This window comes from Agrobacterium sp. El2ro-1b (genome assembly GCF_048298475.1).
Classification (GTDB): Bacteria; Pseudomonadota; Alphaproteobacteria; order Rhizobiales; family Rhizobiaceae; genus Agrobacterium; species Agrobacterium fabrum.
The window spans coordinates 440725-458046 of the sequence record NZ_CP103459.1 but is presented as its reverse complement, the minus strand read 5'-3'; the positions used below and the strand labels follow the sequence as shown (position 1 = coordinate 458046).

General features: G+C 59.9%; 15 protein-coding genes. 5 read left to right on the top strand and 10 right to left on the bottom strand.

The genetic code is table 11. The features are described from left to right. Positions 1-41 precede the first annotated feature (41 nt). From NYR50_RS16360 to NYR50_RS16340, 5 genes are all read right to left on the bottom strand, one after another. A complete protein-coding gene (locus tag NYR50_RS16360) occupies positions 42-215 on the bottom strand; it encodes a DUF1328 domain-containing protein (RefSeq protein ID WP_010973875.1) in 174 nt (57 codons plus the stop codon). 108 nt (positions 216-323) lie between these two features. After that, positions 324-1178 (bottom strand): metal ABC transporter permease, encoded by an 855-nt coding sequence (locus NYR50_RS16355; protein ID WP_174011887.1) that lies wholly within the window; start codon positions 1176-1178, stop codon positions 324-326. Further along, positions 1175-2035, bottom strand: a complete 861-nt coding sequence (locus NYR50_RS16350; RefSeq protein ID WP_010973877.1) for a metal ABC transporter permease — start codon at positions 2033-2035, stop codon at positions 1175-1177. Before NYR50_RS16350 ends, NYR50_RS16355 begins: the two co-directional genes overlap by 4 nt. Next, positions 2016-2924: a manganese/iron ABC transporter ATP-binding protein gene (locus NYR50_RS16345; protein ID WP_211398704.1), complete on the bottom strand. Its 909-nt coding sequence runs from the start codon at positions 2922-2924 to the stop codon at positions 2016-2018. The genes NYR50_RS16350 and NYR50_RS16345 overlap by 20 nt, the downstream gene beginning before the upstream one ends. Next, the gene (locus tag NYR50_RS16340; protein WP_418137631.1) at positions 2921-3811 is read right to left on the bottom strand and encodes a metal ABC transporter substrate-binding protein; all 891 of its coding nucleotides are present in this window, start codon (positions 3809-3811) and stop codon (positions 2921-2923) included. Before NYR50_RS16340 ends, NYR50_RS16345 begins: the two co-directional genes overlap by 4 nt. A gap of 282 nt (positions 3812-4093) precedes the next feature. On the opposite strand from NYR50_RS16340, the gene NYR50_RS16335 reads away from it, so the two are divergent. Next, complete coding sequence (locus tag NYR50_RS16335) at positions 4094-5011, top strand: hypothetical protein (RefSeq protein WP_418137630.1); 918 nt, start codon at positions 4094-4096, stop codon at positions 5009-5011. A 246-nt stretch (positions 5012-5257) separates the two neighbouring features. Here NYR50_RS16335 and lysS read toward each other — a convergent pair whose 3' ends face one another. The 5 genes from lysS to NYR50_RS16310 form a co-directional block, all read right to left on the bottom strand. Next, positions 5258-6757, bottom strand: coding sequence for a lysine--tRNA ligase (gene lysS / locus NYR50_RS16330; protein ID WP_174011892.1), 1500 nt, complete (start codon positions 6755-6757; stop codon positions 5258-5260). Between the two features lie 247 nt (positions 6758-7004). Continuing rightward, on the bottom strand, positions 7005-8462 hold the full coding sequence (gene gltX / locus NYR50_RS16325; protein WP_418137629.1) for a glutamate--tRNA ligase: 1458 nt from the start codon (positions 8460-8462) through the stop codon (positions 7005-7007). Positions 8463-8673: 211 nt separating this feature from the next. Further along, positions 8674-10446, bottom strand: coding sequence for an SLC13 family permease (locus NYR50_RS16320; RefSeq protein ID WP_174011897.1), 1773 nt, complete (start codon positions 10444-10446; stop codon positions 8674-8676). Between the two features lie 227 nt (positions 10447-10673). After that, positions 10674-11435, bottom strand: coding sequence for a TerC family protein (locus NYR50_RS16315; RefSeq protein ID WP_006309863.1), 762 nt, complete (start codon positions 11433-11435; stop codon positions 10674-10676). A 182-nt stretch (positions 11436-11617) separates the two neighbouring features. Then, positions 11618-12304 carry a TetR/AcrR family transcriptional regulator gene (locus NYR50_RS16310; RefSeq protein WP_006309861.1) on the bottom strand — a complete coding sequence of 229 codons (687 nt, stop codon included), beginning with the start codon at positions 12302-12304 and terminating at the stop codon, positions 11618-11620. A 161-nt stretch (positions 12305-12465) separates the two neighbouring features. Here NYR50_RS16310 and NYR50_RS16305 point away from each other — a divergent pair, with 161 nt between their 5' ends. The 4 genes from NYR50_RS16305 (at position 12466) to NYR50_RS16290 (ending at position 17292) form a co-directional block, all read left to right on the top strand. Next, positions 12466-13683, top strand: a complete 1218-nt coding sequence (locus NYR50_RS16305) for an HlyD family secretion protein (RefSeq protein ID WP_418137628.1) — start codon at positions 12466-12468, stop codon at positions 13681-13683. A 21-nt stretch (positions 13684-13704) separates the two neighbouring features. Continuing rightward, positions 13705-15288: a DHA2 family efflux MFS transporter permease subunit gene (locus tag NYR50_RS16300; RefSeq protein WP_418137627.1), complete on the top strand. Its 1584-nt coding sequence runs from the start codon at positions 13705-13707 to the stop codon at positions 15286-15288. 236 nt (positions 15289-15524) lie between these two features. Next, a complete protein-coding gene (locus NYR50_RS16295) occupies positions 15525-16175 on the top strand; it encodes a pyridoxamine 5'-phosphate oxidase family protein (protein WP_418137626.1) in 651 nt (216 codons plus the stop codon). A gap of 94 nt (positions 16176-16269) precedes the next feature. After that, positions 16270-17292, top strand: a complete 1023-nt coding sequence (locus tag NYR50_RS16290; protein WP_418137625.1) for a LacI family DNA-binding transcriptional regulator — start codon at positions 16270-16272, stop codon at positions 17290-17292. The last annotated feature ends 30 nt before the right edge of the window (positions 17293-17322 follow it).

The following is a 17322-nucleotide window of genomic DNA, read 5'->3' as shown; positions in this document are numbered from 1 at the left end:
AAGAGGAGAGGCGACCGGTGAAAACCGGTCGCCTTTTTCGTTCAGACGATGGCGCTGCCGGCCATCAGTGCAAGCACGAGGAAGACCAGGAAGATCACCACGGCGATGAAGAACAGGATACGGGCCACGCCCGCCGCCGCCGCGGAAATGCCGGTAAAGCCGAATACGCCTGCGATCAAAGAAATAACGAAGAAAATAAGAGCCCACTTCAGCATGGCGCTTCCCCTTTTGCATAATTTGCCAAGCCCGCCGCCCCGCGACAGGCTCAGCAAAATGACGCGCAAAAGGCGAAAATGTTCCACACGCCCGCAAAAATCGTTGTTTTAGAAACCCGCCTCCGTGGCCGAGGAGGTTCGCCGGGCCTTCCAGGTGGTGCGGATGAAGGTAACGACGAAAGCAAGGCTCATAAACATCACGATGGTGGGGGCTGGCGCGCTGTCGATCAGGAAGCTCACCCAAATGCCAGCCAGCGATGAGGCAACCGCCACCACAATGGCCACCAGCATCATGGCGGAAAACCGCCGGGTCAGCAGGAAGGCGATTGCGCCTGGCGTCACCAGCATGGCGACCGAGAGGATGATGCCCACCGCCTTCAATGCACCGACGACGGTGAGCGACAGGACCATCAGCAGACCATAATGCAGCACACGCACGGGCAGGCCGATGGCTTTGGCATGCTGCGCATCAAAGGCGTTGACCAAGAGGTCCTTGCGCAGGATGCCGAGGAACAGCGTGGCAAAAAGCGCGATCAGACCCGTCTCCAGCATGTCTTTGGGTGCAATGCCCAGCATGTCGCCGAAGAGAATATGGTCGAGATGCATGTCGCTCTGCACCTTCACGTAAAGCACCAGCCCCAGCCCGAACATGCCGGAAAAGACGATGCCCAGCACCGTATCTTCCTTGATGCGGCTGTTTTCCTTGATGAAACCGGTGCCGAGCGCACAGATCATCCCGGCGATGAAAGCGCCGATGGAGAGCGGTATGCCGGCGATATAGGCCACCACGACGCCGGGCAGCACGGCATGGGAGACGGCATCCCCCATCAGCGACCAGCCCTTCAGCACCAGAAAACAGGACAGCATCGCCATAGGCACCGCGATCATGAGTGTAATGACGAAGGCATATTGCATGAAGGGCAGCTGAAACGGCAGGATGGCGAGTTCGAGAGTGTCGCTCATGGCGTTTCCTCCAGTGCCTTGCGGGCCTTGGCGCGCGACGCGAGCAGGCCGTGCTTTGGCGCAAAAACGAAGGCGGCAAGGAAGATTGCGGTCTGCAGCACGACGATGACACCGCCGGTGGCGCCATCGAGGAAATAGCTGAGATAGGCGCCAACAAAGCTGGTGGCCGCACCGATGATCAGGCTCATCAGGATCAGCCGTTCGAAACGGTCGGTCAGGAGATAGGCGGTAGCGCCCGGCGTCACCACCATGGCGACAACGAGGAAGGCCCCGACCGTCTGCAAAGCGGCGACCGTGGAGGCGGCCAGAAGGGTGAAGAAGATCACCTTAAGCACTTCCGGTTTCAGCCCCACGGTGCGTGCATGGTTCTCATCGAAGAACACAACCATGAAGTCGCGCCATTTCAGCGCCAGCACGAGGAGACTGATGCCGCCGATCAGCGCCAGCTGGATGGTGTCTTCCGCCGTGATCGCCAGAATATTGCCAAGTACGATGGTCTGGATATTCACCGATGTGGGCGAGAGCGACACCATGAACAGGCCAAGCCCGAAAAACGAGGTGAAGATCAGGCCGATGATCGCGTCTTCCTTGAGGCGCGTCTTCTGGTTCAGGAACAGCATCGAACCGGCCGCAAGCCCGCCGGACAGAAAGGCCCCCAGCGAAAAGGGCAGGCCGAGCATATAGGCCCCGGCCACACCGGGGACGATGGCATGGGAAAGCGCATCGCCGATCAGCGACCAGCCCTTCAGCATCAGATAGGCGGAGAGAAAACCGCAGACACCGCCCACCAGCGCGCTGACCCAGATGGCGTTCAGCATATAGCCATAGGTGAATGGCTCAAGAAGGCTGTTTATCATCGGTTTTTTCTTTCGGAGGTTTTGCCTCATGCCCGTTCTGGCCATTCTTGCCGTAGATCACGAAGGGACGCTCGTCATCGGTAATCACCTTCAGGCGGCGCGGATCGGCATCGTCATGCAGTTCCGCACCGCCCAGCACGAAGTGGCGCAGGCTGCCGCCAAAGGCCTTTTGCAGGTTCTCCTCGTTGAAGGTATCCGCGGTCTTGCCGGACGCCAGAACCGTGCCCTTGACGAACACGGCGCGGTCACAGAATTCCGGCACGCTGCCGAGATTATGGGTGGAGACCAGCATGACCCGGCCTTCGTCACGCAGCGCTTTCAGCAGCGCAACGATCTGCTCTTCAGTCGTCACGTCGACGCCGGTGAAAGGCTCGTCCAGCAGGATGACCTGGCCTTCCTGCGCCAGCGCCCGGGCGAGAAACACCCGCTTCTTCTGCCCGCCCGAGAGCTCGCCGATCTGCCTCTTGCGATAATCGAGCATGTTGACGCGTTTCAGCGCCTCCTCGACCATCTGGTGATCGCGTTTCGACGGGATGCGCAGGAAATTCATGTGGCCGTAACGGCCCATCATCACCACATCCTCCACCAGCACCGGAAAACTCCAGTCCACCTCCTCGGCCTGCGGCACATAAGCGACGAGGTTTTTCTTGAGCGCTTCCTTCACCGGCAGATCGAAAATCGATACGGACCCGGCTGCCAGCGGCACAAAACCCATGATCGCCTTGAAAATTGTGGACTTGCCGGCGCCATTGACGCCGACAAGTGCAGTGATCGTTCCGCGGGGGATGGAAAAGCTGGCGTTTCTTAATGCGGTGTGGCCATTGCGATAGGTCACTGTCGCATTTTGAACCGTCAGGCCGCCGCCGGATTTTTTACTGCCCATTCTCATGAAGACAGTCCCTTGGCGATGGTTTCGCTGGTCACGCGTAGCAGGTCCAGATAGGTCGGAACCGGGCCGTCCGCCTCGCTCAGCGAATCCACATAAAGGACGCCGCCATAGGCCGCACCAGTTTCCTTGGCCACCTGCTTTGCGGGATCGGCGGAAACCGTGCTTTCGCTGAAGATGACCTGGATATTGTGTTCACGCATGGCGTCGATCACGCCGCGAACCTGTTGCGGCGTGCCCTGGCTATCGGCATTGACCGGCCACAGGAACAGTTCCTTCAGGCCGAAATCACGCGCGAGATAAGAAAAGGCGCCTTCGCTCGTTACCAACCAGCGCTTGTTGTCAGGCAGAACGGAAAGCGCATCGCGGATCGGCTGCACCGTGGCCTTGATCTTGTCCGAATAGGCCTTGGCATTGGCGGTATAAACATCGGCATGGGCAGGGTCGATTTCGGCAAGGCCTTTGCGGATATTTTCCACATAGATCAAGGCGTTATCGGGCGACATCCAGGCGTGCGGATTGGGTTTCCCCTGATAGGCGCCGCCGCTGATCGCCATGGGTTGCACACCATCGCTCACCGTCACATCCGGCACGCCGGAAAGATTGGCCAGGAATTTCTCGAACCACAATTCCAGATTGAGGCCATTGCGCAGCACCAGATCGGCCTTGCGGGCCTTGAGAATATCACGCGGCGTCGGCTGGTAATTGTGAATTTCCGCACCCGGCTTGGTGATGCTCTCCACATCCGCCGCATCATCCGCCACGTTGCGCGCCATATCGGCGATGATAGTGAAGGTGGTGACCACCTTCGGCTTTTCCTGCGCGACGGCGACACCCGGCAGGAAAAGCGAAAAAGCAAATAGGGCATGGCGGATTTTATGGAGATTCACGTCTGTCACCAATTTCTGTTGCGATTAACTCGCAATACCATCTGTCATGGAATTAAAGATGTCAACGCTATTGCAAATCATTCTCAATTTGACTGATTTCGGAAATGTCCGAAATTGGTGCGTTTTTGGCCGGACGGAGGCGGCCCGGTTAAACTTTTTTCAATGAGAAAGCGGCACTATCTCAGGGCTCGGACAGCGTGGTCCGTGGCTTATCCCGCGTGTCCCTCATCCTTCGAGCCACGTTTCGGGGTGAGGGCTTAAGGCGGGGTACTTGATGTCAGGATGTTGCGGGTGAAAGCTGTATTCGGACGAATGCGGTTTTCGCGCAAGCTCGTTATGATCGGAGGCGGGATCCTGCTCTTGGCGGGTGCGACCGGTTCTGCTGCCGTGTTCATCGGCAGCGATCGGCTGCTTGGTCCATCCTATGCTTCGACCAACGGGCTTTCCTGCGACGCAGTCCAGACGGTCAACATCCGCAAGAACGGCGCCTTATGGGTGCGCAAATTCATCCGCACCGGAGGCGGAGACGGCCCCGAGCGGCTGAAGACCGCGCTTCGTGTTGCAAAAGCGGTCTACGACAAGCAGAAACCCGATCTGGTGCAGGTTTCCGTGCTGGACAAAAACGGACCGCAGCTGCGCTCGGAAATGCGCGGCCGCGCCATTGCCGCACAGGTGGTCTTCATTCCCGATCCGGCAAAAATTCCCGAAGGCGCCAACGCCCATCGTTATTCCGCCTTTTATTACGATGGCGCCGCCAATGGCAGCGGCCAGTTTTACGGTCTGCGCATCGATCTGCCGCTGGAAGATACCGAAGCCATGGCGGCCAGCCTCAGCGATTCCGCCGATTGCGCCACCCCGGTCCTGGATGGTGGCTCTGAAGGTCACGAGGGCAAGGCACCGAAAGGTCACGGCGAAAACAAGGGCGCCGCCGGTGGCGAACACGGCGCTGCCCCGGCTGAGAGCGGACATGGTGAAACGAGCCCGGAAACCAACGGCGAAACGCCGTCTCCCGAAGCCCATGGCGAACCCGTCACCGACGAGCTTCTGACCTCGACACCGGAAGCTGATAGCGGCAGCATCTTCAGCCTGTCCTATCTGAAATCACTCATCTTCGGAAAAGGCTCCACGACTGCGCAGGCGGCGGAGGAGAAGGCTGAGGCGGGTGAACCGGGTGGCGACAAGGCCAAGGCAGGGCATTAAGGGCGCCGGAATTCGGCGCAGGCCACACAATCCCGGAAGGTAGTGGTGTCTTTCCTCATCCCTGTGCGTTTCACAGGGATCAAGCCAGCCCAAGTCCTTGGGCTGAAAGGAGTCCTTCCCCGCCACGCAGACGTGCGTAGACTGGATTCCTGTGAAGAGCACAGGAATGAGGGACGGTCGGTCATTGGCATAACGAACGAGGTTATCGGGAGCTTCTCACGCGAAGCTCCCTTTCTTCGTCTCTTCTCAATCCGCCTTGTTGCGGCGGGCCGGGAAGAGGATCACGTCGCGGATCGACGGGGCGTTGGTCAAGAGCATGATCAGGCGGTCGACACCGATACCCAGGCCACCGGCGGGCGGCATGCCCTGGTCGATGGCGTCGAGGAACTCGTCGTCCAGCTGCTTGTCCTTTTCGCCGCGGGCATGGGCCTGTTCCAGCTGTTCCACCATGCGGCGGCGCTGTTCTTCGGGATCGTTGAGTTCCGAGAAGGCGTTGCCCACTTCCCAGGCGTTGCAATAGCTCTCAAAACGCTCGACGAGGCGCGGTTCGCCCGGCACTTCCTTGGCGAAGGGCGAGATGTCCTTCGGGAAATGCGTGACGTGGCTCGGCTGGATCAGCGTGGCTTCCACCTTTTCTTCAAAGATGAATGCAAGGCATTCGCCCCAGGTCCAGTCCTTCTCGACGGCAAAGCCGGCACCCTTGGCAGCGGCGCGGGCCTCTTCGTCGGTCTTGATGGCGAGGAAATCGATGCCGGTCGCTTCCTTCACGGCATCAGGCATTGGCACGCGCTTGAACGGGCCCTTGAAGGAAATCGTCTGGCCCTGGAACTCCACTTCGGTCGTGCCATGCAGGGCAATCGCCAGCGTCTCGAACAGCCGTTCCACGAGACCCATGATGTCCTCGTAGTCGGCATAGGCCCAGTAGCACTCCATCATGGTGAATTCTGGATTGTGCCTTGTGGAGACGCCTTCGTTGCGGAAGTTGCGGTTGATTTCGAAGACCTTGTCGGAAAGGCCCGATACCAGCGTGCGCTTCAGGAACAGTTCCGGCGCGATGCGCAGATACATGTCCATCTTCAGCGTGTTGTGGAAGGTCTTGAACGGATCGGCCGTTGCGCCGCCATAAACGGTCTGCAGCATCGGCGTTTCCACTTCCAGGAAGCCTTCGGCCTCCATGAAGCGGCGAATGCCCGAGAGGATTTTCGAGCGTTGCAGGAAGCGCAGCTTGGAGTCTTCGTTCGCAAGAATATCGAGATGGCGCTTACGGTAACGCAGTTCGATGTCGGAGACACCATGCCACTTTTCCGGCATCGGCAGCAGCGACTTCGTCAGCATGGTGATTTCTTCGGCGTTGATCGTCAGCTCGCCACGCTTGGTGCGGCGCACCTTGCCGGTGACGCCGATGATGTCGCCAATGTCGATCATCGGCAGCAGGTTGCGCGCCGCTTCCGGCGTCGTATCCTTGTGGGAGAAGATCTGCACCTTTCCGGAGGCGTCATGGATATCCATGAACATGCCGGAATTGCGCGAGGAATAAACGCGACCCGCCACCGTCACCGTATCGCCGGTCTCAACGTCGGCTTCGATATCGGCATATTTTTCCGCAAGCTCGGCATTGCTCAGCGTGCGGTGGAAATGCGCCGGATAGACGTCGCCGATCTGCTCGCGCAGCAGCGCAAGTTTCTGGCGGCGCACTTCTGTCGCGTCGGAGGAAAGGGCGGTGGTTTCGGTCTTGGTGTCGGTCATGTTTTTTGCCTTAAGCGGGCTTGTTCGTTGCGGTTACCCTTTGCGCTCGGGGCTACCCCCTCTGTCCTGCCGGACATCTCCGCCTCAAGGGGGGAGATCAGATGCCGCGCCCGCCCGTTCCATGGGCAAAGTGTCAGCCGCTTGTCGATCTCCCCCCTTGAGGGGGAGATGCCCGGCAGGGCAGAGGGGGGTACCCCAAGCAGAGGGGTATATTTCAGGATGCCGGCGTGACCGCCAACACCAATTATCAGCTTCCGCTGCCAACCATCGTGGCCACAACGGCAATCGCCACTTTCAGGCGCTGGCGCACCACAGAGCGACCGAGCAGCGCCATGCTGTCAAACAGCGGCAGCGAGCGCGATGAACCGGAGACGGCGACGAAGAGCGGCGGCGTCACGACGCGCAGCTTCTTGCCCGTGCGTTCGGCCACGTCGCGCAACTCGGCTTCGATGGCTTCCACATTCCAGTCCGGCATTTTTTCGAGGTCGGCGGCAACCGTGGTGAGGATTTCGTGGATTTCCTCCGGTTTGCTCTTCAACCCGGCAAACGAAGCCGGCGTCAGGCCAACATCGCTCGACACCAGGAACCCGGCAAGGTTCGGCAATTCGCCGAGCTTGGAAATGCGGCTCTGCGAAAGCTTCAGACCTTCGGTCAGGCGGGAATTTTCCATCGCCCATTCCAGCGTGCGGGCAATGAATTCTTCCGGCGAAAGCTTTTCGCGCAGCCAGCGGCCGTTCAGCCAGTCCAGCTTCTGGATGTCGAAGATGGCGCCGGCCTTGGACAGTGCTTCCGGGTCGAACTTCGCGGCCAGCTCTTCCATGGTCAGAAGTTCTTCGCCTTCGGCGATCTGGATGAAGAACAGGCCGAGGAAGTTCATCAGCGCTTCCGGCAGGTAACCGAGCGCCGAATAATAGGAGATCGAGGTCGGGTTCTTGCGCTTGGAAAGCTTTGACTTGTCGGCGTTGCGCATCAGGGAAAGATGCATGAACACCGGCTCCTGCCAGCCGAAATAACGGTAAAGCAGGATGTGCTTGGGCACGGAGGCGAGCCATTCTTCGCCGCGCGCCACGTGGCTGATCTTCATGAGATGGTCGTCGATGACGTTGGCCATGTGATAGGTCGGCATGCCGTCGGCCTTGATCAGCACCTGCATGTCAACCGAATCCCAGGGGATCGAGACATCGCCGTAAACGCCGTCGTGGAAATCGCACGAACCCTCGGTGGGGATTTTCATACGCACGACATTGGCCTCGCCGGCGGCAACGCGGGTGGTCACTTCTTCAGCCTTCAGGTGGAGGCAAAGACCATCATATTTCGGCGGCTTGCCGGCGGCGCGCTGGGCCTCGCGCATCTGCTCAAGCCGCTCGGGCGTGCAGAAACAGCGGAAGGCATGGCCTTTTTCCAGAAGCTCTTCGGCATAGGGCCAGTACATCGGCTTGCGCTCGGACTGACGGTAGGGACCGTAAGGGCCGCCGACATCGGGGCCTTCTGACCAGGTGAGGCCGGTCCAGCGCAGCGCTTCCAGCACCTTCTGCTCATATTCAAGGGTCGAGCGGGTGGCGTCGGTATCCTCGATGCGCAGGATGAACTCGCCACCGTGTTTCTTGGCGAAGAGATAGTTGAACAGCGCGATATAGGCGGTGCCGACATGCGGCTCGCCGGTGGGGGAAGGTGCGATGCGGACGCGAACGCCGGAAGTGGTCATGAAATTCACTCGTCGTGACGTGGAGTGACATCGGGACGGTTCACCCTGATATCACGGAGTTTTCGTTTGAATGCGGCAGGACATCATGTCGAAAGGCGAAAAGAAAGTGCCTTTTTCATATTCCCGTTCGGCTTCGGCTTAGGCCATATTCTGCCGCAGGCGTCAAGGAAATATGGAGTCCCGAGGGGTTGGCCAGTCTCGCCACCCGGCCTCAGTTCACCGGCCAGACGTAAAGCAGCATGGGAATGCTGGCGATGACGATCATGATCGACAGCGGCAGTCCTAGGCGCGGATAATCGCTGAAACGATACCCGCCCGGGCCCATGACAAGCGTGTTGCACTGGTGGCCGATGGGGGTGAGGAAATCGCAGCCGGCGCCGATTGCCACCGCCATCAGGAAGGCCTCCGGCCGAAAGCCGAGCGTGGTGGCAAAACCGGCGGCGATGGGGGCCATGACCAGCACGGTGGCGGCATTATTGAGGAAGGGCGTCACAGCCATGGCGGTGAGCAGGATCATGCCGAGCGCCGCGAAAGGCGGCAGCCCCTGCGCCGCGTGGCCGAGCCAGCCCGCGATCAGTTCACTCGCCCCGCTGGTGCGAAGCGAATCGCTGACGGGAATAAGGGCGGCGAGCATGACGAGGATCGGCCCGTCGATCGATTTATAGACCTCGGTAAGCGGGATGGCGCCGACAACGATCATCAGGAAGGCGGCGGCGAAAAAAGCAACCGAAACCGGCACCAGTCCGCTGCCGGCGGCCAGCATGGCGGCGGCCAGCACGATGACGGGCAAAAGCGCGCGGCGCTGCACGCCGAGAAGGATTTCGCGCTGGGCGAGTGGCAGCAACGAAAATTCCTGCAATACCTGCGGCAGGTTCTTGCGGCTTCCCTGCAACAGGATGACGTCACCGGCCTGGAGCGTCAGTTCGGAAAGCCTCTGGCTGACGCGCTGGCCGCGGCGGCTGACGGCAATAAGATTGACGCCGCGCGTATAGGACAGCGCGAGTTCCCGTGCCGAAATGCCGTTGAGAACGGATTCGTTGCTGATGACGGCTTCCATGGAAATGAGATCGACGGTCTTCTGGCCATTCTCCATCAAGGGTCTGCCAGACAAAAGCAGTTTTGACTGAGAAACGATGCGGTCCAGACCTTCGGGGCTTCCCTCCAGAAGCACCGTATCTCCCGCCTTGAGATTGACATCCGGAAAAGGCGAAATGCGCCTTGGACCCCGCAGGATCGTGCTGGCGATCACGTCGCCATCGGCCTGCTTGAGAAGCTCGCGCAGCGGTCTGTCGACGAAGATATTGTCCGGCGGCAGCGTTGCCTCCGCCGTATAGGCCGACTGGTCGAGGACGTCCTCCACCGAGGCCTGCTGGCGGTTTCGCACCGGCAGCAGGCGGTAGCCGAAGGTGAGGAAAATAATGCCGATCACCGTCAGTGCAGCGCCCACGGGGGTGAAATCGAACATTGTGAAGCTCTGCCCGGTCATCTCTTCGCGCAACCGCGACACGACAATATTAGGCGAGGTGCCGATCTGCGTCATCAAGCCGCCCAGCAGCGCGGCAAAAGCCATGGGCATCAGGTAATAGGAAACGGGACTGCCGGACTTGCGCGCGAACTGGAAAGCCACCGGCATCATGATGGCGAGCGCGCCGATATTCTTGATGAACGCCGACATGACGGCAACCATGATCATCAGAAAAGCGAGCTGAAGACTCTTGGAGCGCATCTCGGGGAAATATTTCTTGATCGTCATATCGACGATGCCGGAACGTGCGACTGCGGAGCTGACAATCAGCGCGCTGGCGACGATGATGACGATATCGTCGGAAAAGCCGGAGAAAGCCTTGTTAAATGGCACCACACCAAGCGCCACCGCCACCAGCAATGCGCTGCAGGCGATGACATCGTAACGGAACCTATCCCAGATGAAAGCGACCATCATGCCGGCGATCACGACGAAAGCGAGGATCTGTTCTGTCGTCATGCTTGCTTATGCTTTCGAATGAGAGGCACCGGGGGAGGACTCTATCGGTGATGATATCGAAGAACGCAAGGCGGGGTGAAGCGGTTCCGGGTCGGAGTTGGGGTTTCCCGTTTTCTCCGTCATATCGTTTTTGAGCCGTTATCCGGCCGCCGCGCAGACGCGCGGCGGAAGAGTTCAGCCCAAGGACTTGGGCTGAATGAACGCAGCATGACCGAAACAATAGGTCGTCAATGCGGTTTGCCGGCCGCCTGCGCTTTCTTGCGCTGTCTGGCGTTGCGCGCCAGCATGTTGAGCAGTTCCACCAGCGCCGAAAACGCCATGGCGGCATAGACGTAGCCCTTGGGCACATGGAAGCCCATGCCTTCGGCGATCAGCGTCGTGCCGATCATCATCAGGAAGGCGAGTGCCAGCATGACGATGGTGGGGTTGCGCTCGATGAAGTTGGCGAGTGGCGTTGCGGCCAGCAGCATCACCGCAACGGCAAAGACCACGGCCACGATCATGATCGGCAGATGCGGTGTCATGCCAACGGCGGTGATGATGCTGTCCACCGAGAAAACGAGGTCGAGCAGCAGGATCTGGCCGATGGCGGCGCCGAAATTCATCGCAACCGGGCCTCCCACCATGTCTTCCTTGTGGTCTTCAGGATCGACATTGTGGTGGATTTCCTTGGTGGCCTTCCACATCAGGAAGAGACCGCCGGCGATGAGGATCATGTCCTTCCAAGAGAAGGCGTGGCCGAAGATTTCGAAGACCGGCGTGGTGAGCTGCACGATCCAGGCGACAGTGCCCAGCAGGCCGAGACGCATGATGAGCGCAAGTCCGATGCCGATCTTGCGGGCTTTTTCGCGCTGTTCAGGCGGAAGCTTGTTGGTGAGGATCGAGATGAAGATCAGGTTGTCGATGCCAAGCACGACCTCCATGACGATCAGGGTGACCAGCGCCACCCAGGCAGCGGGGTCGGACAGAAGAGGGAGAACGGACTCCATCAGGGAATTTTTCCTTTCAGCAACAAGGCCACCCGAAACATTCGGTTCGTGGAATTTATAGCGCAATACGCGAGAAACAAGGAGGCCCCGCCTGTCATGGGCAGGATTTCATCGAAATTTCGCGCAAACCGCGTATCAGGCCCCGTGCCGTTGCCGGTCCGGTCGCCCGTTGCTGAATGATTTCAGGCCTTGTCGGTTCCGTAGGCTGCCATGAACACCTTGATCGCGCTGGCGATCACCCGGTCCAGCTCCTCTTCCGGAACCGGGCCGTCGATCTCGCCGAACAGGCGCAGCTTGAAGAACGTGCCGGTGGAAAGCTCGATATATTGCCGCGCGGCCAGTTCCACGTCATCCACCTTCAGATGGCCAAGCGCGATATGGTGCTCGATGAAATCCTGAAGCACGGTGCGGACGTTATTGGGTGCGGCGATGAAAAAGCGCTGGGCGAGCTTGGGCATGCGGTCGATGACGCCGATCACCGAGCGCATGGCGGGGATCATGTCCGAGCAGATCATCTTGTTGGCAAAAGCCTTGCCGAACTGTTCCAGGCCTTTGCGCACCTCTTCGGTGCCGGCCAGAATATTGCGCATGGAGGTGGCAAATTCCTGCCGGTGATGGTCGACCAACGCCGCGAACAAATCCTCCTTGTTGGAGAAATAGACATAGATCGTACCCTTGGAAACGCCGGCTTCACGGGTGATGTCGTTCATGCTGGCGGCGTCGAAGCCCTTGAGCTTGAACACGCGCCACGCGCCCGCCAGAATCTGGTCGCGTTTGGCGGGGTCTTCGCCCGCCGCAAAACGCCCGGCGGTGTTGCCCGGACAGACCGTTTCCGTTTCCGTCTCCATATCCCTGTCTTCACCTGCCATCGCTAATGCCCCTTAGCATCGGAATGACGTAAAAAAAATTAACCGAACGTCGAACCAATCAGTTCGATAACACTTGATATGTGTCAGGAAAGAGATTATGTCAATCGAACCGAACGGTTCAGTTCGAAAAAACTTTCTTCAATCTATCACGGTACAATCTCATGTCGGCCCAGAAGAATAGCGCGGTTCGCGCCGTCAACGATGCGGAAGAGGCGGATATCTCCGCCAAGGCCGAGACCTCCCCGGCAAAGCCGGCTGACGCCCCGCCGCAGGCGGCTCCAGCTCCCGCCGTTGCTGCGCCGAAGGCGAAGAAGCGTTCGCCGCTTCTGCCGATCATTGCCGTCGCCCTGCTCGCAGGTGCGGGCTGGTATGGCTATAACTGGTGGGTCGACGGTCGCTTCCTGGTCTCGACGGACGACGCCTACATAGAAGGCGATATCGCCGTCATCGCGCCGAAAGTCTCGGGTTACGTCGCCAAGGTGAACGTCGTCGAAAACCAGGAAGTCAAGGCGGGCGATCCGCTGGTGACGCTTGACGATGGCGACTACCGCATCGCGCTCGAACAGGCCGACGCACAGATACGCACCGAACAACTGTCGCTGAAGCGCATCGATGCGCAGATCATCGGCGGCGAGGCGGCGCAGGAACAGGCCGTCGCCCAGAAGGGGGCGCTGGATGCCGCCCTTCGCGGCGCCGAAATCACCCAGAAGCGCGCCACCGAATTGCAGGCAAAGGACGTCGGCACGGTCGCCGCATCCGATAACGCGCAGGTCGCGCTTGATCAGGCCAGGGCAAATGTCGTGGCCGGCGAGGCGGCGATTTCTTCTGCGAAAGCCAATGTCGAGCTTCTGCGCGCCCAGCGTGAGGAAGCCGAAAGCACCATCCGGTCGCTGCAGCTTTCCAAGGACAAGGCCGCCCGTGATCTTTCCTTCACGGTTCTGAAGGCACCCTATGACGGCGTCATCGGCAATCTGGCGGTACAGACGGGTGATCTCGTCTCGGTCGGCAAGCGCCTCGCTTCGCTGGTGCCGATGAACGAGCTTTATATCGACGCCAATTTCAAGGAAACGCAGCTGGCCCGTGTTGTGCCCGGTTCGAAGGTCCGCGTCCACGTGGATGCCTTCGACGACGAGGCCATCGAAGGCACGGTACAGTCGATCTCGCCCGGCTCGGGCTCGGTCTTCTCCATGCTGCCGCCGGAAAATGCGACGGGCAACTTCACCAAGGTCATCCAGCGCGTGCCGGTTCGCATCGTCTTCTCCAAGGAAGACCTTGCCAAGCACAATCTGCGCGCCGGCCTCAGTGTCGTTGTTGATGTCGACACCCGCACGGCACCTGAAAACACCAGAACGGCGCAAGTTAACCCGCAGGCCAAGTAAGGCTTCGTTGAGGGCAAGATCATGGCGGCTACGGTTGTCGGCACAGGCGGGGCGTCCATCCCCGTCGATCCACCGATGGACAGGCGCAGGCTCATCGCGTTCTTCGCGATGGTCTTCGGCATGTTCATGTCCATTCTCGACATTCAGATCGTCTCCGCCTCGCTGGCGGAAATCCAGGCCGGCCTAGGCGCGGGCTCGGATGAGATCGCCTGGGTGCAGACCTCCTACCTGATCGCTGAAGTCATCATGATCCCGCTGTCGGGCACGCTGGCGCGCATTCTGTCCACGCGCGTGCTGTTTGCCACCTGCGCGGCGGGTTTCACGCTGTCGAGCGCGCTCTGCGCCACAGCCACCAATATCGACCAGATGATCGTCTACCGGGCGATTCAGGGCTTTATCGGCGGCGGCATGATCCCGTCAGTCTTTGCGGCCGCCTTCACCATTTTCCCACCGTCCAAGCGCTCCGTCGTCTCACCGATCATCGGTCTGGTCGCCACGCTTGCGCCTACCATCGGCCCGACGGTCGGCGGGTATCTTTCCAATGCCTTTTCCTGGCACTGGCTGTTCCTCGTCAACATCATTCCCGGCATCATCGTCACCATCCTGACCTGGAGCCTGATCGATTTCGACAAGCCGGAACGTTCGCTCTGGAAGAAGTTCGACTGGTGGGGGCTGATCTCCATGGGGGTCTTCCTCGGCTCGCTGGAATATGTGCTGGAAGAGGGCAACAACAAGGACTGGTTCAACGATGAACGCATCGTCATCGGATCCATCGCCATGGTCATCGGCGCGGTGGTGTTCTTCTGGCGTGCCTTCAAGGTGGAGTTCCCCGTGGTGGACATCCGTGCCTTCGCGGACCGAAACTTCTCCATCGGCTCGCTGTTTTCCTTCGTCATGGGCATCGGGCTTTATGGGCTGACCTATCTTTACCCGCTCTATCTCGGCCGGGTGCGCGGCTATGATGCGCTGATGATCGGCGAGACGATGTTCGTTTCCGGCCTTGCGATGTTCTTCACCGCGCCGATCGCCGGCAAGGTCTCCACCAAGCTCGATCCGCGGGTGATGATGGCCATCGGCTTCATCAGCTTCGGCTGCGGTACGTGGATCATGACCTATGTCACGACCGACTGGGATTTCTACGAGCTGCTGATCCCGCAGATCCTGCGCGGTTTCGGGCTGATGATGTGCATGGTGCCGATCAACAACATCGCGCTCGGCACGCTTCCGCCGGCCCGTATCCGCAATGCATCCGGTCTGTTCAACCTCACCCGTAACCTCGGCGGCGCGGTTGGTCTTGCCGTCATCAATACCCTGCTGTCGCAGCGCACCGACGATCACTATGTGCGGCTGGCCGAACATGTCAGCTACTCCAATCCGCAGGCGCTGGAGTGGCTGAACAATGTCGGCGCGAACTACGATTCCTATGGGCTCGACGGTGCTTCCGTCGCGATCAAGAAACTGGTCGGCATCGTCTCGCAGCAGGCATGGATATTGGCCTTCGCGGACGTGTTCTTCGCGCTGACGCTTTTGTTCGGCAGCCTGATCTTCATGACCGTGCTGATCCAGAAACCCAAGGCAGCGCCGCCACCAGACGCGGCGCACTGAACGAAATCCCCTCCCATCCACCGCAGAGCTGGGGCCGTCGGAAATGACGGCCCCTTTTTTGTTTCGGCAAAAAAAAGCGCGTGTCCGAGCGCGTGAGGCTGTTGATCACAACGGACAAGCCATGTATATCAATTTCTGAGGTACGTACCTCAATTAGCGTTTGAGCGGACGAAAACGGGGCCGAGAGGACGGCTGACCCGGGTTCAGACCGCATCGGCGGGCAGTTCAGGGGGATCATGATGGCCTTGGAGCTCAATCCAGAGTTCACTATTGCGGATAAGCAGTCGCTTCGCGGGCTGTTCGAGCCGACACATGCGCTGGCGATACAGAAGTGCCAGGACAGGCTTGGCGAACATGCGCAGGAATTCATAAGGCGTTCTCCTTTCCTGTGCATCGGCACCCAGAATCTGGAGGGCAAAGCCGATGTCAGCCCGCGCGGCGATCCTGCCGGATTTGTGAAGGTTCTCGACGCGCGAACGCTGGCGATCCCCGATCGGCCCGGCAATAACCGTCTGGATACCCTTAGCAACATCCTCGCCAACCCCAATGTTGGGCTGCTGTTCATCGTGCCTGGTTTCGATGACACATTGCGCGTGAACGGACGTGCGACGCTAAGCACGGATCCGCAAGTGCTGAAACTCATGAGTGTTGCGGATCGCGTTCCCAAACTCGCTATCGTCGTCAGGGTAGGCGAGGTTTTCATGCATTGCGCCAAGGCATTCCGGCGCTCCCATCTGTGGGATCCGGCGCATTTCCAGTCCCGGTCGGAAATGCCCTCGCTTATCAAGATCATTCTGGATGAAACGACAGGCGCCCCGACGAATGGGGATGACATGCAGAAGATGGATGAGCAGCTGGAGCAGGATTACCGGCGTACTCTCTATTAGCCGCAGTCCCATTCCTCGAAATATGAGGTACGTACATCATTTTTCGGTTTACCTCGACCGCAAAGCTAGATATTCAAAAGCGATGGGAGGAGCCATGAAGCCGACAGTTCACGATATCGCCGAGCGTGCGGGCGTCAGTCTCGCCACCATCGACCGGGTGCTGAACATGCGCCCCGGCGTGCATGTCGCCACCCGTGCAAGGGTGGAAGCGGCCATTGCCGAGCTAGGTTATGTGCGCGATATCGCCGCCGCCAATCTGGCCAAGGGCCGCAACTACTCGATGATCTTCATTCTGCCGGGCAATGACAATTCCTTCATGGCGACTTTGCGTGCCGAAGTGCGGGCTGCGGCCGGCCGCTCGCATCTGGAGCGCACGGCCATCCGCGTGATCGAAGTGCCGCCCTTTAATGCCACAGCGCTCACAGAAGCTCTCGAGGTGGCGCGGCGGGAAAAACCGTCCGGCGTCGCCTTCGTCGCCACCGATTCCGAAGATGTGGCCGAAGCCGCCGACCGGCTGGCGGAAGATGGCATCGCTACGGTCACGCTGGTGTCCGACCTTTCCGGCTCGCGGCGAGATCATTATGCCGGCGTTGACAATGTCGCGGCCGGGCGCACGGCGGCGAGCCTGATGGGGCGTTTTCTCCCCGGGCATGGCGGCGATGTCGCGGTTGTTGCCGGCTCCATGCTGGTGCGTGACCATCGCGAACGTCTGGAAGGATTTCGCGCCGTCCTCGAAACCGAATTTCCGCAGGTGCGGCTGCTGCCGGTGCTGGAGGGCAGGGACGATCCGGTCACCGTCGAGGCGCTGGTGCGCGAGGCGCTCGGCGATGCTGCATTGTCAGGCATCTACAGTCTCGGCGCAGGTAATCGCGGTCTCATCCGCGCGCTTGGGGCCGCAGATGGCGAAAGAGCGCTTTCGGTCATCGCCCATGAGCTGACGGAAAACACCGCCAATGCGCTGAGGGAAGGGCTGCTCGATGCCGTGCTCAACCAGGATGCCGGCCACGAGGTGCGCAGCGCCATCCGCGTGTTGAAGGCGCGCGCCGATGGCCTGCCCGTCATCGCCGCGCAGGAACGTATCCGTATCGACATCTTCCTCAGGGACAATCTGCCCTGAGCAAACAGGCTGGAAGTGGCGCGTGGAGCG

Bases quoted from the DNA above. Each gene is read 5' to 3' on its own strand.
- NYR50_RS16360 (WP_010973875.1), bottom strand. From the start codon at position 215: ATGCTGAAGTGGGCTCTTATTTTCTTCGTTATTTCTTTGATCGCAGGC.
- NYR50_RS16355 (WP_174011887.1), bottom strand. From the start codon at position 1,178: ATGAGCGACACTCTCGAACTCGCCATCCTGCCGTTTCAGCTGCCCTTC.
- NYR50_RS16350 (WP_010973877.1), bottom strand. From the start codon at position 2,035: ATGATAAACAGCCTTCTTGAGCCATTCACCTATGGCTATATGCTGAAC.
- NYR50_RS16345 (WP_211398704.1), bottom strand. From the start codon at position 2,924: ATGAGAATGGGCAGTAAAAAATCCGGCGGCGGCCTGACGGTTCAAAAT.
- NYR50_RS16335 (WP_418137630.1), top strand. From the start codon at position 4,094: ATGTTGCGGGTGAAAGCTGTATTCGGACGAATGCGGTTTTCGCGCAAG.
- lysS (WP_174011892.1), bottom strand. From the start codon at position 6,757: ATGACCGACACCAAGACCGAAACCACCGCCCTTTCCTCCGACGCGACA.
- gltX (WP_418137629.1), bottom strand. From the start codon at position 8,462: ATGACCACTTCCGGCGTTCGCGTCCGCATCGCACCTTCCCCCACCGGC.
- NYR50_RS16320 (WP_174011897.1), bottom strand. From the start codon at position 10,446: ATGACGACAGAACAGATCCTCGCTTTCGTCGTGATCGCCGGCATGATG.
- NYR50_RS16315 (WP_006309863.1), bottom strand. From the start codon at position 11,435: ATGGAGTCCGTTCTCCCTCTTCTGTCCGACCCCGCTGCCTGGGTGGCG.
- NYR50_RS16310 (WP_006309861.1), bottom strand. From the start codon at position 12,304: ATGGCAGGTGAAGACAGGGATATGGAGACGGAAACGGAAACGGTCTGT.
- NYR50_RS16305 (WP_418137628.1), top strand. From the start codon at position 12,466: ATGTCGGCCCAGAAGAATAGCGCGGTTCGCGCCGTCAACGATGCGGAA.
- NYR50_RS16300 (WP_418137627.1), top strand. From the start codon at position 13,705: ATGGCGGCTACGGTTGTCGGCACAGGCGGGGCGTCCATCCCCGTCGAT.
- NYR50_RS16295 (WP_418137626.1), top strand. From the start codon at position 15,525: ATGATGGCCTTGGAGCTCAATCCAGAGTTCACTATTGCGGATAAGCAG.
- NYR50_RS16290 (WP_418137625.1), top strand. From the start codon at position 16,270: ATGAAGCCGACAGTTCACGATATCGCCGAGCGTGCGGGCGTCAGTCTC.